Origin of the sequence: Streptomyces sp. NPDC058291, from assembly GCF_042880855.1 — a bacterium.
Lineage (GTDB): Bacteria > Actinomycetota > Actinomycetes > Streptomycetales > Streptomycetaceae > Streptomyces.
Window position 1 is genome coordinate 33,645 of sequence record NZ_JBHVYK010000027.1, and the last position, 14,239, is coordinate 47,883.

The following is a 14,239-nucleotide window of genomic DNA, read 5'->3' on the forward strand; positions in this document are numbered from 1 at the left end:
GAGAACCACCGGAGTCACCGGGGTCACGAGGGACACGGAAACCACCGGGGTCACGGGTGGCACGAGGGTCACGGGGGTCACGGGGGTCACGGGGGTCACGGGTGCATCCTCGCTCCCTTCAGCACCTTGTCCACCGCGTTCTTCGGGCCGTACACCGCCAGCCCGACCAGGTCCAGCTCCGCCGTGGGCACGGCGCGCACCGCGGCCCTGTTGTCGCGGTCGTTGCCGGTGGCGAAGAGGTCGCCGGTGAACACCGCGCGCGGAAGGGAACGGGACAGCACGCGCGCGTGGGCGGCCTTCACCGTCTCCTTCGTGCCCTCGAAGACCAGCACCGGCTGGCGGAACATCGGCAGACACGGGACGCCGTCCGCGTCCTCGTAGGGCTCCCCGATCACCTCGGGGAGCTCCGTGCCGAGCCCGCTGACCAGGAACGCGGTGACGTTCAGGCGCTGCCAGGTCTCCAGGTCCTCGCGCAGCAGCACGGCGATCTTCGTGTCGAAGCGGATCGGTTCGCCGTTCGTGACGTCCGCGATCTCATGCGCGTCCATGGCGCTGGCGGCGTGCGTGGCGCTCGCGGCGCTGGCGGCGTTCGTGGCGTTCGTGGCGTTCTCGTTGTTAGCGCTGTCCATACGACGAGACTGCCGGTCGCCGCCCGACGTCGTCTTGTACGTTCTTTGCATGGCCGCCCCGCATCTGGCCGCCCCGCATCCGGCCGCCCCCCATTTGGCCGCGCCACGCCTGGCCGCACAGCCCACGGCCGACGTCTCCGCCTGGCGTCCCCGCGTGCCGGGCGTCGTGGAGGTCTTCCACGCCCACTTCACCGAGTACGCCTACCCGATGCACGTCCATGAGGCGTGGACGCTGCTCATCGTCGACGACGGCGCGGTGCGCTACGACCTCGACCGGCACGAGCACGGAACGCCGCACGACACGGTCTCCCTGCTGCCGCCGCACGTGCCGCACAACGGCTCGCCCGCGACGCCGGAGGGTTTCCGCAAGCGGGTCCTCTACCTCGACGCCGGCGTGCTCGGCGAGGAGCTCGTCGGGGCTGCCGTCGACGCGCCCGACCTGCGCGATCCCGTCCTGCGGCGGCGGGTGGGGCAGTTGCACTCCGCCCTCGCCCGGACCGGCGACGAATTGGAGGCCGACAGCCGGCTGACGCTGATCGGCGAGCGGCTGCGGGCCCATCTGCGGCCGCTCCGGCCCGCCGGCCCCCCGCGCCGCGACCCCGCCCTCGCCCGACGCCTGCGCGAACTCCTCGACGAACGGGTCGTCCAGGGTCTGACGCTGGACGAGGCGGCCGGGCTGGTGCAGGCCCATCCGGCCCATCTGGTACGGGCGTTCAGCTCGGCCTACGGCATCGCGCCCCACCAGTACCTGACCGCCCGCCGGGTCGACCTGGCCCGCCGGCTGCTGCTCGACGGACTGCCGCCGGGCGCGGTCGCGGCGGCCTCCGGGTTCTACGACCAGGCTCATCTCACCCGGCACTTCCGCAAGTTGGTGGGGGTCACCCCGGGACGGTACGGGGGGCGGGGCGGTCCCGGCCGTGCGTGAACGGCGGCGGTCAGGCTGTCGGATCCGCCGAGTCCGCGGAGGTTTCCGAGGCCGTCGAGTCCGCCGCGTTCGTCGAGAACGCCGCGTTCGCCGCGTTCGCCGAGTCCGCCGCGTTCGCCGAGTCCGCCGGGCTGGAGGGGGCTGACGACCGTTGCGTCAGGTGGGCGAAGGCGTCCAGGTTGTGCGTCGGTTCGCCGCGGGAGACGCGCCACTCGTACTCCCGGCGGATGGCGCTCGCGAACCCCAGCTCCAGCAGGGTGTTGAAGGCGCCGTCGGCGGCCTCCAGGACCTGGCCCATGAGGCGGTCGACCTCGTCGGCGGTGACCGCGGCGAGCGGGAGACGGGCGGTGACGTAGATGTCGCCGAGCTGGTCGACGGCGTAACCGACGCCGTACAGCTTGAGGTTGTGCTCCAGGAGCCAGCGGTGGACGCCGGACTCGTTCTCGTCGGGGTGGCGGATCACGAAGGCGTTGAGCGACAGGGAGTGGCGGCCGACGATGAGGGAGACGGTCGTCTTGAGTTTGCGGGCGCCGGGCAGCTGGGCCACGTAGGCGCCGGGCTCGGGGCTCTCCCACTCCAGCTCCGCGTCCTTGAGGAACGCCTCGATGGCCTGTGCGGCGGTCTTCTCCACGTCACCCATGCTCGGAGCGTACGTGACGGCGGTGGGACTGGGTCGCGGCCGTGTAGACGTCGGCCGTGGCGGCGGCCGCGGTGTCCCAGCCGAACGACTGGGCGTGCGCGGCGGCGGCCGCGCCCATACGGGCGGGGAGTTCGGGGCCGTCGGCGAAACGCGCGAGCACGCGCGCGTAGCCGGCCGGATCGTGGCCCTGCACCAGGAAGCCCGTCTCGCCGTCCCGGACGGCCACCGGGAGCCCGCCGACCGAGGCCGCGAGCACCGGGGTGCCGGCCGCCTGCGCCTCTATGGCGACCAGGCCGAAGGACTCGCTGTAGGAGGGGACGACCAGCAGCGACGCCGCCCGGAACCAGTCCGCGAGCTGGTCCTGGTCGACCGGCGGCCGGAACCGTACGACGTCCGCGATGCCGAGCCGCGCGGCCAGCTTCTGCAGTCCCTCCGGCTTGGTGAGGCCGCTGCCGCTGGGGCCGCCGACGACGGGGACGACGATGCGGGAGCGCAGCTCGGGGCGCTCGTCGAGCAGGACGGCCACCGCGCGCAGGAGGATGTCGGGCGCCTTCAGGGGCTGGATACGGCCGGCGAAGAGCGGGACGAGGGCGTCCTGGGGCAGGTCGAGGCGGGCGCGGGCGGCGGCGCGGCCGTCCGCGGGCCGGAAACGGTCGAGGTTGACCCCGGGGTGCACGACGGCGACCTTGCCGGGCTCGGCGTGGTAGTGCCGGACGAGCTCGTCGGCCTCCTCCGCGGTGTTCGCGATGAGGCGGTCGGCGGCGACGACGATCTGGGTCTCGCCGATGACGCGGGCGGCGGGCTCGGGGGTGTCGCCGTCGGCCAGGTTGGCGTTCTTGACCTTGGCCATGGTGTGCATGGCGTGCACCAGGGGGGCGCCCCAGCGCTGGGCGGCCAGCCAGCCGACGTGTCCGGAGAGCCAGTAGTGCGAGTGCACGAGGTCGTAGTAGCCGGGCCGGTGACCGGCCCAGGCCTGCATCACGCCGTGCGTGAAGGCGCACAGCTGGGCCGGGAGGTCCTCCTTGGCGAGGCCCTCGTAGGGACCGGCGTCGATGTGCCGGACGAGGACCCCTGGGGCCAGCTCGACCGTCGGTGGGAGCCCGCCGGTGGTCGCGCGCGTGAAGATCTCGACCTCGATGTTGATCGCGGCCAGGCGCTGCGCGAGTTCGACGATGTAGACGTTCATGCCGCCGGCGTCACCGGTGCCGGGCTGGTGGAGCGGAGAGGTGTGCACGGAGAGCATCGCGACGCGGCGGGGGCGGCGGTGGAGCCTGAGCCGCGCGGGAACCGCCGTGGAGCGACGCCCGAGCCTGTTGGCGTACTGGCTCACGGGGCGTTCCTCCTTGCTGCGGGCATGCCGGAAGGAGGGTGTGGGGCCCTCCTTGGGTGTGCAACACGGGTGAAGTGACCCCCATTCCGGCCGGGTTTCGAATAAGAGCGGTTTTTGCCCGACCATTACCGTCTGTTGCTCAACCGTTCGAGGCCGATGCGCGTGGAGGGTGGGGTGGCATGGCGTGGCGTGGCGGCTGCTCATGCACCCGTAGGCCGCACGGGCACACGGCCGCACAGGCGCACGGGCACACGGGCACACGGGCACACGGGCACACGGCCGCACAGGCACACAGGCGCACAGGCGCACGGGCACACGGGCACACGGGCACACGGGCGCACAGGCACACGGGCGACTGCATGGGCGCACGGATGTAAGGGCACCGGCTCGCCGAGGCCGGCGCACGGAGGAGACGGAGGAGACGTGCGAGCCGGAGGAGACGGAGGAGGCGTGCGAGCCAGACGAGCCGGACGAGCCGGACGAGCCGGACGAGCCGGTTAAAGAATGGAACATGCGTTCGCGCACCGGGCGGGTCGCTGGCGGCCCCGCATTACCCTCTTGGGTATGACATCCCGGGCCTCTGTCCGCCCCGTGGGCACGGTCACGCGCGGGACGACGAATCCCAACCGGCTGCGCCGCATGGACCGCTGGATCGCCGCGACGCACGGCGCCGAGCTGCGGCGGGCCGCCGAGCCCGTCGCCGTCGACCTCGGGTACGGGGCCGCGCCCTGGACCGCCGTCGAGTTGCTGCACCGGCTGCGTTCGGTCGCGCCACGCGCGCGGGTCGTGGGCGTGGAGATCGAGCCCGCCCGGGTCGCGGCCGCCGCGCCGTACGCCCGCGAGGGGCTGGTCTTCCGGCACGGCGGTTTCGAGATCCCGGTCGCCCCGCGGCCGCACCTCGTGCGCGCCGCCAACGTGCTGCGGCAGTACGACGAGGGCGAGGTCGCCGCGGTCTGGGAGCGGCTGTGCGCACGGCTCGCGCCGGCCGATCCGGCCGTCGGATCCCGCGGGGGCCTGCTGGTCGAGGGGACCTGTGACGAGATCGGACGCCGACACGTATGGGTGGCGCTCGGCCCCGAAGGGCCGCGCACGGTCACCTTCGCGACCCGGCTCGGCTCCCTGGAACGGCCCTCGGACCTGGCCGAACGGCTGCCCAAGGCGCTCATCCACCGCAATGTCCCGGGCGAGGCGGTGCACGCGTTCCTGCGCGACTTCGACCGGGCCTGGGCGGCGGCCGCGCCGTACGCGTCGTACGGCGCCCGTCAGCGATGGATCCGCGCCGTGCGGGACCTGACGGCCGACTGGCCGGTGACGGACGGGCCGGCGCGGTGGCGGCAGGGCGAAGTGACGGTGCGGTGGGCGGCGTTGGCACCCGGGAGCCGGTCGAGCGGGACGGGCGGGGGCCGTCGGGAACGATCTCCCTGAGTCGTTCGTCACACAGGCGGGGAGATCGTCATGCCGCGGTGGCGAAGAGGGGAAGGACTGCTTCCGTCGTTCTGTCGCTCCGTCCTCGCCTCTGTCGTTTTCGACGGGGGCGTGGCACGATCCCCCGAGCGCCGTAAGTTACTGACGGTTAATCAGGGGTTGGGGGACGGGGTATGGGAACGGGCAAGCGCGGCCTGCTCGCGACGGCTGTGGCCGTGGTCTGCGCGGTCATCGTCCTGGGGGCGCCCGGCACCGCGTTCGCGAGTCCGAGCCCGACACCGACGCCGACACCGGGATCGACGGCGGGCGCCGAGGCCCCGCCGCTCCCCTCGACCGCGACCGCCGACAAGAACCTCGAAGCCGTCCGCACCGAGCTCGAAGCCCTCTACCACGACGCCGCGGTGGCCACCGACGCCTACAACGCGGCGGAGGAAGCGGCCCGGCAGCAGTCGGCGGAGATCGTCGCACTGGCCAAGAAGATCGTCGCAGGCCAGGAGAAGCTGGCCGACCTGAAGAACCGCGCGGGCGCCGCGGCCCGGGCCCAGTACCGCACCGGCGGCCTCCCTGACGAGGCGCGGCTGATGCTGAGCGACGACCCGTCGCAGTTCCTCGACGGCGCGGGCCGGGTGCGCCAGGGCCAGCGCGCGACCAAGGGCCTGATCGACGAACTGTCGCGCACACAGCAGGACTTGGAGCAGTACTCCAAGGACGCCTCCGCGCAGTGGTCGAAGCTGGAAGCCGGCCGCAAGACGAAGGCCGCCGCCCAGAAGAAGATCGAGAAGCAGATCTCCGAGGCCGAGAAGCTCGAATCCCGGCTGGAGAAGAAGGAGAAGGCGCGCCTCGAAGAGCTGGAGCGGCAGGCCGCGCAGAAGGCGCAGACCGCCTGGCTGGACACGGGCGTACTCCACGAGATCGGCAGCGCGGCCTCCGCGCAGGGCAAGGAGGCCGTGCGGTTCGCCACCGCGCAGGTCGGCAAACCGTATGTGTGGGGCGCCGAGGGCCCGGACAGCTTCGACTGCTCCGGACTGACCTCCGAGGCCTGGAAGAGCGCCGGCCGGGCCATGCCGCGCACCTCGCAGGAGCAGTGGAAGCAGTTGCCGCACGTCCCCGTCGAGGACATGCGCCCCGGCGACCTGATCATCTACTTCAGCGACGCCAGCCACGTGGCGATGTACGTGGGCGACGGCACGATCGTCCACGCGCCGCGCCCGGGCCGCACGGTGACGCTCGCCGGGGCGGGCTCGATGCCGATACTCGGGGTCGTGCGACCGGACGCGTGACCGGACGCGTGACCGTGCGCCCCTGAGTCCAGGGCGGGGAGTGGCCTGGGCCAGGGGCGGACGTGGCCCGGGGCCCGGACCGGGAGTGGCCCGGGGCGGGGACCGGAAGTGGCCCAGGGCCCGGACCGGAAGTGACCCGGGGCCCGGACCGGAAGTGGCCCGGGGCCCGGACCGGAAGTGGCCCAGGGCCCGGACCGGAAGTGGCCCAGGGCCCGGACCGGAAGTGGCCCAGGGCCAGGGTGGCGCTGAGCGCGTGACCCACGACACCCCCCGTCGCGGCCCAAACTCCGGGCAGACGTGACGTTCGTCATCCCGGTCCGGTTCCCGTCGTGCCCAACTGCGGTAGGGAACGCGGCATATGACAGCGGCCAGAGATCAAGCAGCGTGCTTCACACCATTCCGTTGCGACGCCTTCTGCCGCTATGGTCCCCGTCGGTGGGTCGAGGTCCCTCGCCCCCGCCATGCCCTCGGGGGGAGGGAAGGAACTCAAGACGATGCCCGTACCCGTACCGCGGCAGAGAGCGATCCCGGCCGCGGAGAGTGGTCAGGCGCAGGCCGCGCCCACAGCCGGCGGCCCCTCCAAGGAAGAAGCCGCCCGCACCGAAGACGCCGGCCGCAACGAGGCGACGCCGGCCGAGAACGACAGCTCACTCAACGCCACGCCCGCCGAGGGCGTCCACCATGGCGTGAGCACCACCGGCATGAGCCCTGTCGGCGCGAGCGGCGCCGCGGGCACCGCCGGCGTGGGCTCCGCGCACACCCCACTCACGCTGCTGCTGATCGAGGAAGATCCCACGGCCGCGCCGTTCGTCCGCGACCTGCGCGACGCGGACGACAAGCCGATCCGGGTGCGCGCCGCCCGCAACCTCACCGAGGCCGAGCGGCTGCTCACCGACGACGTCCACTGCATCTTGCTGGACCTCGCGCTGCCCACGCCGGGCCGCGCCTCCGCGGCCGCCGGCGACGACGAGCTCGCGGTGCTACGGCATGTGCTGCGGCTCGCGCCCCGGCACGCCGTGCTCGCGCTCACCGCGTCCGGCGACGCCGAGCGGGGCGCAGAGGCGGTGCGCGTGGGCGCTCAGGACTACCTCTTCAAGGACGAACTGGACGGCCGGCTGCTGAGCCGCGCGATCCGCTACGCCGTGGAACGCAAACGTTCCGACACCGCTGAGCGGCGGCTCGCCGAGGGCAAGCTGCGCGCACAGGAGAACGCCCGGCTGGAGCGCGGCCTGCTGCCCACGCCCCTCCTCGAGGGCTCCCTGCTGCGCTTCGCCGCCCGGTACCGCCCCGGCCGCTCGCGCGCGCTGCTCGGCGGCGACTTCTACGACACCGTCCGCACCCCGGACGGCACCGTGCACGCCATGATCGGGGACGTCTGCGGGCACGGCCCGGACGAGGCGGCGCTCGGCGTGGAGCTGCGCATCGCCTGGCGGGCGCTGACCCTGGCGGGTCTGTGCGGGGACCAGCTGCTGAACACGCTCCAGCAGGTACTGGAGCACGAACGCGACGACGACGAGATCTTCGCGACGCTGTGCACGGTGGACATAGCGCCCGACGGCCGCCGGGCGGGCCTGTGCCTGGCCGGTCATCCCGCACCGCTGATCGCCCGCCCCGACCGGCCCGCGCGTCTGCTCCCGCACGACAACAACGGCCCCGCCCTCGGGCTGCTGCCGGGCGCGCGCTGGCCGCGGACGCAGGTCGAGCTGGGGGCCGAGTGGAGCCTGATGATGTACACCGACGGCCTGATCGAGGGGCGGGTGGGCGAGGGCCGGGAGCGGCTGGGTCAGGAAGGCATGGTGGAGATGATCCGCCGGCAGCTCTCCGAGGGGCTGAGCGGGGAGGCGTTGCTGCGGGCCGCGGTGAACGAGGTGCGTGAGCTCAACGGAGGCGAGCTGACGGACGACGTGGCGGTCGTCCTGCTGGACCGGGGGCCGTGAACGGGCCCCGGACCGCCGGGTCGGCCCCAGTCGTCCCGCGTCGTCCCCGCCGCCGCGCCGGGACTCGCGCCGGGTCGGTCGCGGTCTAGCGTCCGCCGTTGTACGGGCCGTACGGACCGTCGCTGCTGCTTCCGCCGCGCCGGCGACCCCAGCCGCCGCCGCCCGAGACCTGCCGGAGGGCGGGACGGACGTCCACGAAGAAGACGATCGTGGCGACCAGGCCCGCGAGCTGCAGGAAGAGCATCGGCACCAGCAGGTTCACCGCGACCGCGATGCCGAGGATGATCAGCCAGAAGCCCTTGTTCTGCTTGTCCGCGGCCCGGTAGGCGTCGTCGCGGAAGACCGCCGCCATCACCAGTGCCACCACGGCGAGAATCAACATGGCGAGGTACAGCAGCCACATCAGCCCCGCGAAGCCAGCCATCAGCACAACGCCCACCACCCGATTCGACGCGTCTCGTCTCGACCTGCTCGTCCTACGCGGTCACGGTACCCGCAACCGCCCTTCCGCTACCCGCACAACGGGCCGGGCACCGCATCAGTGCCCGGCCCGTGACCGTATGTCGCTGTTCGCCGCGTCCGTCCCGGCCGCCGGTCTCACTTGGCGGGCGGAGTCGTCTTCTTCGTGGCGGGCTTGCGCACCGGAGCCTTCTTGGCCGCGGGCACGGCGACGGCCGGGGCCGGAGCCGGAGCCGGGGCCGGAGCGGGCTTCGGCGCGACGGTCTCCTTGACCGGGGCCGGCGCGGGCTTCGGCTCGGTCTTCGGCGCGGCGTCCGGCTCGACCGCGATCGCCAGCTCCTCGATCTCCTCGGCCGCCTCGCCGCGCCAGGTCCGCACGGCCTGCTCGCCGTGCTCGGCGACCTTCTCGTAGGTCTCACGGGCCTTGACGGCGTACTCGGCGGCCACGCCGACACCGCGCAGCGCGAAGTCCTGGGCGGACTCGCCGAGCTTCTTCAGGTCGGCGTCGAGGGTGCTGCCGAGCTTCTTGATGTCCCCGTCGAGGGAGCTGATGAAGTCGGTGACCTTGGACTGGAGGGACTCCTGCGCCTCCTTGGCGCGGGCGGTCGCCTCCTTGGCCCGGGCGCCGGCCTTCTCCTGCACGGTCTTCGGGTCGGTGTTGCGGACGGCCTCGAAACGGGCCGGGGCCTCGGTGCGCAGCTGCTCCACCAGACCGGGCACCTTCTTCGCCTGCTGGAGGGCCAGGTCGGCGGTGCCCGCGGCGAAGTAGAGCGGAGTCGGGTCGCTGAGGGTCTTGCGCAGGTCGTCGGTGATGGCCATGGTGAAGGTCCTCCCGGATTGACGTTCGTCGTACAGGTCGTTGTGCGTCGTATGCGTCGTGCGAGCCGAGTACGTCGAGCACGTCGATCGCCTTGATCACGTCGATCACGTCGATCACGTCGATCGTGCCGATCACGTCGTCCTCGGCCGAGGGTCGTGCGGTTCCGCGGCGGTGCGGCCGGTCCCCTGGTCCGGTCAACCGGCCGGCTGCTGCGGATCGGCGTCGCTCTCCTGTGCCCGGGCGTCCACCCCGTCCACGCCGCCTTGGCCGCGGCCGTCGCTCCCGATCCCGTTCTCCTTGCGGAAGGACTCGTAGATCTGGAGCAGCGCCAGCTTCTGCGCCTCGGTGAGGGTGGGATCGGCGAGGATGACCGCTCTGGTCTCGACCTCGTCCCGGTCCCGCTCCGCGTCGAGGATGCCGGCCCGCACGTACAGCGTCTCGGCGGAGATCCGCAGCGCCTTGGCGACCTGCTGCAGCACCTCCGCGCTCGGCTTGCGCAGCCCGCGCTCGATCTGGCTCAGATACGGATTGGACACCCCGGCGGCGTCGGCGAGCTGCCGCAGCGACAGCTGCGCGGTGCGCCGCTGTTCCCGCAGATACTCACCGAGATTGCCGACGTTGAGCGATGCCATGCCTCCACCTTGCATCACTGGCGCTAACTATTGCAAGCACCTGCTTGCAATAGTGTGCCGCGCCACTCGGGAGGACCACTGCGTGCTCACCTGCCCGCGATTGTCCTGTCTCTGCGATGTGCAGGCAGTTCCGCTCTTCTGTAGGCATGTGCGGCCGGGTCCCGGTCACGTGTAGGCAAGTCCCGGAGTGTTCCGGTCTTGTGCAGGTACGGCGGTCACTGCGCTTCTCCGGTCGAAGTGGCTGGTCATCGTCGTACCGGAGGCCGGGATGGATGTGCGCGAGGTGTCGGCGGAGGACGTGGAGCCGAAGTACGGCAGCACGGCCGGTATCCGTGAGCGGGGATCTTCGGGGCGCCTGTGGCCGGTGCTCAACGCAGGCTGATGCGGAACGGATGCCCAACCGGATCGGCGAGGACTCACGCCTTGTCGGCCGTGTTCTCGTATAGCTGCCGCCACCCGTCATGTACGGCCTCGGTAGCCCCCGGTCGGGGGGTGACCATCCCCCTTTTTATCGCCGTCCACCCGGCCGCGTGAAGGTCCCGCCGATGAAGCAGCGGATCGATAGCCGGACGATCGATCCGTCACCTCCGTCGGTGCGCGAGGAGGCGGTCGATCAGGCCGTCGATGTAGTTCGGTGTCAGCGGGCCGACACCGAACAGGACCCGGACGTACATCGGCGCCAGAACCACGTCCAGCACGTCCAGCATTTCGGGAGGGTCTTCGCCGCGGGCGCGGGCCCGGTCGAGCATGCTCTGGATCTGCTCGGAGCGGGCGGCGAGGAACCGGTCGCGGGCAGCCTCCCCGTCGGGGCCGGCGGCCAGCACCGTGACGACGGTGCGCAGCAGGGCCAGGCCGCCTTGACCCGAGACGTCCTCGGCGGCCTTGGCGGCGAAGGCGCGCAGATCTCCGGGGAGGTTGCCGGTGTCGGGCATGGGCGAGCGGTCGGTGAGACGGCTGACGACCACGTCCATCAGCAGCGCCTCCAAGGTGCCCCAGCGGCGGTAGACGCTGCTGTCGGCGACGCCGGCACGGTCGGCGACCTCGGCCACCGTGAACGTGCCGTAGCCGCGCTCGGCGACCAGGTCGACGACGGCCTGGTGCACGTTGGCGCGGACCCTGGCGCTGCGGCCGCCGGGGCGGCGCGTGGCCGGCGGCGTCAAAGGCTCGGGCGAGGCAGGCGTCTTCGTCACGACACCCATCTTAACGCAGTTTCCAGTTGCGTTTGCGGCGGCGGCAGGTCTATGGTCGCACTAAAGCAGTCACTGACTGCGTTAAGGAGTCTTCCGATGGAGCCGATCTTCTTCCCCGACCACCCCTCGTTCTGGTACGAGACGCTGCGCACCCTCGGCCATATCGCCTACGGCGGCGCCGACTTCGGCGAGGTCGCCGTCACCGCCCAGAGCATCACCGGCGGCGACTACGACAGCTGGCACGACCAGTGGCTGGCCAATGCCGACCGGGTCGCCGACCGGGCCCGCATCGCGCTGGAAAGCGGCCATCGCACCAGCGCCCGAGACGGATTCCTGCGGGCTTCGAACTACTACCGGTGCGCGGAGTTCTTCCTGCACGGCGACACCGCCGACCCGCGCATCCGGCACGCCTACGACGCCTCGGTCGACTGCTTCCGACGTGCCGCCGCACTCTTCACCCCCGCGATCGAGCCGGTCGCCATCCCCTACGAGGGCACGACGCTGCCCGGTTACCTCTACCGCCCCGGCGCCCCCGGCGCCCGGCGCCCGACCGTGGTGATGTTCAACGGCTTCGACGGGACCGCCGAGGAGATGCACTTCTTCGGCGCGGCGGCGGCCGTCGAACGCGGCTACACCGTCCTGGTCTTCGACGGCCCCGGCCAGCCCGGCCCCCGTCACCGACAGGGACTGATGTTCCGGCCGGACTGGGAGAACGTCGTCACTCCGGTGCTCGACTTCGCCACGACGCTGCCTGAAGTCGACCCCGAGCGGATCGCCGTGTTCGGCGCCAGCATGGGCGGCTACTTAGCGCCCCGCGCCGCCGCGTTCGACCGCCGGATCGCCGCCGTCGTCGCGCTCGACGGCGTCTTCGACCTCGGAGACATCAGCACCGCCCCCCTTGCGCTGCCGCGCGACGAGGCCGAGCGCCGGCTGCGGGCCGCCCACGACCCCGGCCTCGACTCGGAGATAGAACAGGCCATGGCCGCCGCCCCCACCCTGAAATGGGCGATCGAGCAGGGCATGTTCGCGATGGACGCCGACAGCCCTCGCGCCTTCTGCGCCGCCTACCTCGACTACCACCTGCGTGACGGCATCGCCGAGCGGATCAATTGCCCGGTCCTGGTCTGCTCAGGGGAGGACGACGGCTTCTTCAAGGGACAGCCGGAGAAGCTGTATCACCACCTGAGGTGCGAGAAGACGTTCATAGCGTTCACCGAGGAAGAAGGCGCCGAGGCACACTGCCAGTCCGGCGCCCAAAAGCTGGCCTTCGCGCGGGTCTACGACTGGCTGGATGAGGTGATGGCCCAGCGCCCCGCCGTGGTCGGCGGTATCGGCCGAGCGCTGTCCATGACCGGCACCGTGGTCGAGGCGATCGACGCCGACGCGTGGTCCCTGCCCACCCCCTGCCCGGAGTGGGACACGCGCACGGCACTCAACCACATCGTCGGCGGAATGCGGATCTTCGCCGCCGAGCTGACCGGCGCCGACCCCGGAGGCGAACACCACGACGACTGGCTCGGCACCGACCCCCAAGCCGCCTACGCCGCCGCCGCCGAGGCAGACCACACGGCCTGGCTGCACGCCGCCGCCACCGAAACCGACCTGGCCAAAGCGACGGTCCGACTCGGCTTCGGCACCATCCCGGGACCGACAGCGGCACTGATCCATCTCACCGAGGTCCTCGTCCACGGCCTCGACCTGGCCGTCACCGTCGACCGCACCGACCTGATCGACCAGCACCTGTGCCAGGAACTGCTCGCACGCATGCGACGGATGGACATGGACGCCTTCCGCCGGCCCGGCATGTTCGGACCCGAGGCCGCCGCCCCGGCCGACGCACCTGCGCACATTCGGCTACTGGCCTTCCTCGGCCGACAGGGGATCCCAGTAGTTCTCGCCGAAAAAACAACGCGCTCGTGACCTCCGACTCGAGCACCGGGTGCGCGGGCGATTTGCTCGGATGGGCCTGCCGGTCCCGCGCGTCATCGTGGACGCGGAGGGGGTGCGCGGGCGACGGTGGTCCGTACTCGGGGTGGGGGGCCGTGCCCCCGAACGGGATCAGCGTCCCGTCGACGTCCAGGAAGAGCAGCGTCACCGTCCAGGATCCCCGGGCCACGCGTTCGCCGTAACTCCTGAGGGGCACTCCGCACTCGTACGACCATGTCGTCGCCGTCGAACCGGCGGCGGTCGCGGAAGCGGAACCGCGCGGCCTGAACCGCGTGTACGTGGTGCTGACCCGCGCGGCCCCTGGGCCCGCCCCGCGACGACGACCCGCGCCGCCTCCTGCTCGTGATCGGCGATCTGGTGCAGGACCAGATCCTCCTTGGCCGGGAAGTAGCGGAAGAGGGTCGGCTTGGAGATCTCCGCCGCCGCGGCGACCTCGGCGACGGACACCGCGTCGAAACCCCGCTCCAGGAACAGCCGGACGGCGACCTCCGACACGGCCTGATACATGCGCTGCCTCTTGCGCTCACGCAGCCCGGTCTCGCTCATGGACCGAGCCTACGGGCCCTCGGGCCCGGCGGGACGCGGCCCGCGTCACGGTCACGGAGCACCACCGGTCACGAGGCGGGACTAGGCCAAAGGGGCTGCGCGGCCAGGCTCCACAGGTCGTCGAGGTGCTTGTTCCAGGCCGTGGTGCTTGTTCCAGGCGGCGATGGCGGCTCCGGCGTCGTCCGTACCCTCCGGGGACCAGACATTGAGGTCCGTGCGGTAGCCCTTGGGGTCGACCAGGCCGAGGAGGGCGCCGCCGAGGTAGACCATGCCTGCCAGGGCGTCGCCGACCGGCTTGACGAACTGGGCCGTCAGACCGGTGACGAAGATCCCGATGAGCAGGACCCTGGTCACCGTCGGCTCGAAGCGCTCCTGGAAGCGACGGAGCGCATGTCCTGCGCCGCCGTCACCCGTCGTTCGGCTCCCCCGCGCGGACATGTCCGCCCCCTCTCGCGCCCGACGCCTGGATGACGCCAACT

12 protein-coding genes and 3 pseudogenes are annotated in these 14,239 nt (G+C 72.0%); 6 read left to right on the forward strand and 9 right to left on the reverse strand.

Translation table 11 applies throughout. From position 1 onward, the window contains the following. Window positions 1-95: 95 nt before the first annotated feature. Complete coding sequence (locus tag ACFVYK_RS16365) at window positions 96-548, reverse strand: DUF2000 family protein (RefSeq protein WP_389774042.1); 453 nt, start codon at window positions 546-548, stop codon at window positions 96-98. Window positions 549-678: 130 nt separating this feature from the next. Between ACFVYK_RS16365 and ACFVYK_RS16370 the strand changes: the two genes are divergently transcribed. After that, window positions 679-1,554, forward strand: coding sequence for an AraC family transcriptional regulator (locus ACFVYK_RS16370; protein ID WP_389773922.1), 876 nt, complete (start codon window positions 679-681; stop codon window positions 1,552-1,554). A gap of 148 nt (window positions 1,555-1,702) precedes the next feature. Here ACFVYK_RS16370 and ACFVYK_RS16375 read toward each other — a convergent pair. Continuing rightward, window positions 1,703-2,194 (reverse strand): annotated as a pseudogene (locus ACFVYK_RS16375) (YbjN domain-containing protein); the annotation flags it as partial. Further along, complete coding sequence (gene mshA / locus ACFVYK_RS16380) at window positions 2,187-3,524, reverse strand: D-inositol-3-phosphate glycosyltransferase (protein ID WP_389773925.1); 1,338 nt, start codon at window positions 3,522-3,524, stop codon at window positions 2,187-2,189. The pseudogene ACFVYK_RS16375 and the gene mshA, both read right to left, overlap by 8 nt. 564 nt (window positions 3,525-4,088) lie before the next feature. On the opposite strand from mshA, the gene ACFVYK_RS16385 reads away from it, so the two are divergent. From ACFVYK_RS16385 to ACFVYK_RS16395, 3 genes are all read left to right on the forward strand, one after another. Next, entirely contained in the window at window positions 4,089-4,949 is an 861-nt protein-coding gene (locus ACFVYK_RS16385) for a class I SAM-dependent methyltransferase (RefSeq protein ID WP_389773928.1), read from the forward strand. A gap of 173 nt (window positions 4,950-5,122) precedes the next feature. Then, on the forward strand, window positions 5,123-6,229 hold the full coding sequence (locus ACFVYK_RS16390; RefSeq protein ID WP_389773931.1) for an NlpC/P60 family protein: 1,107 nt from the start codon (window positions 5,123-5,125) through the stop codon (window positions 6,227-6,229). Window positions 6,230-6,723: 494 nt separating this feature from the next. Beyond that, a complete protein-coding gene (locus tag ACFVYK_RS16395) occupies window positions 6,724-8,166 on the forward strand; it encodes a PP2C family protein-serine/threonine phosphatase (RefSeq protein ID WP_389773934.1) in 1,443 nt (480 codons plus the stop codon). Window positions 8,167-8,251: 85 nt separating this feature from the next. On the opposite strand, the gene ACFVYK_RS16400 is transcribed toward ACFVYK_RS16395, so the two are convergent. From ACFVYK_RS16400 to ACFVYK_RS16415, 4 genes are all read right to left on the reverse strand, one after another. Then, window positions 8,252-8,590: a DUF2516 family protein gene (locus tag ACFVYK_RS16400; protein WP_285894327.1), complete on the reverse strand. Its 339-nt coding sequence runs from the start codon at window positions 8,588-8,590 to the stop codon at window positions 8,252-8,254. Between the two features lie 173 nt (window positions 8,591-8,763). After that, window positions 8,764-9,444, reverse strand: a complete 681-nt coding sequence (locus tag ACFVYK_RS16405) for a hypothetical protein (RefSeq protein WP_389773937.1) — start codon at window positions 9,442-9,444, stop codon at window positions 8,764-8,766. A 195-nt stretch (window positions 9,445-9,639) separates the two neighbouring features. Then, window positions 9,640-10,077, reverse strand: coding sequence for a helix-turn-helix domain-containing protein (locus ACFVYK_RS16410; RefSeq protein ID WP_389773940.1), 438 nt, complete (start codon window positions 10,075-10,077; stop codon window positions 9,640-9,642). 581 nt (window positions 10,078-10,658) lie between these two features. Next, window positions 10,659-11,267 carry a TetR/AcrR family transcriptional regulator gene (locus ACFVYK_RS16415; protein WP_389773943.1) on the reverse strand — a complete coding sequence of 203 codons (609 nt, stop codon included), beginning with the start codon at window positions 11,265-11,267 and terminating at the stop codon, window positions 10,659-10,661. A 96-nt stretch (window positions 11,268-11,363) separates the two neighbouring features. Here ACFVYK_RS16415 and ACFVYK_RS16420 point away from each other — a divergent pair, with 96 nt between their 5' ends. Together ACFVYK_RS16420 and ACFVYK_RS16425 are read left to right on the forward strand one after the other, a co-directional pair. Next, a complete protein-coding gene (locus ACFVYK_RS16420) occupies window positions 11,364-13,187 on the forward strand; it encodes a TIGR03086 family metal-binding protein (protein ID WP_389773946.1) in 1,824 nt (607 codons plus the stop codon). A gap of 10 nt (window positions 13,188-13,197) precedes the next feature. After that, a pseudogene (locus ACFVYK_RS16425) lies at window positions 13,198-13,272 on the forward strand (phosphatase); the annotation flags it as partial. A 245-nt stretch (window positions 13,273-13,517) separates the two neighbouring features. Here ACFVYK_RS16425 and ACFVYK_RS16430 read toward each other — a convergent pair. Together ACFVYK_RS16430 and ACFVYK_RS16435 are read right to left on the reverse strand one after the other, a co-directional pair. Further along, window positions 13,518-13,760, reverse strand: a pseudogene (locus tag ACFVYK_RS16430) (TetR family transcriptional regulator); the annotation flags it as partial. Between the two features lie 81 nt (window positions 13,761-13,841). Continuing rightward, complete coding sequence (locus ACFVYK_RS16435) at window positions 13,842-14,198, reverse strand: hypothetical protein (RefSeq protein WP_389773949.1); 357 nt, start codon at window positions 14,196-14,198, stop codon at window positions 13,842-13,844. Between the last annotated feature and the right edge of the window lie 41 nt (window positions 14,199-14,239).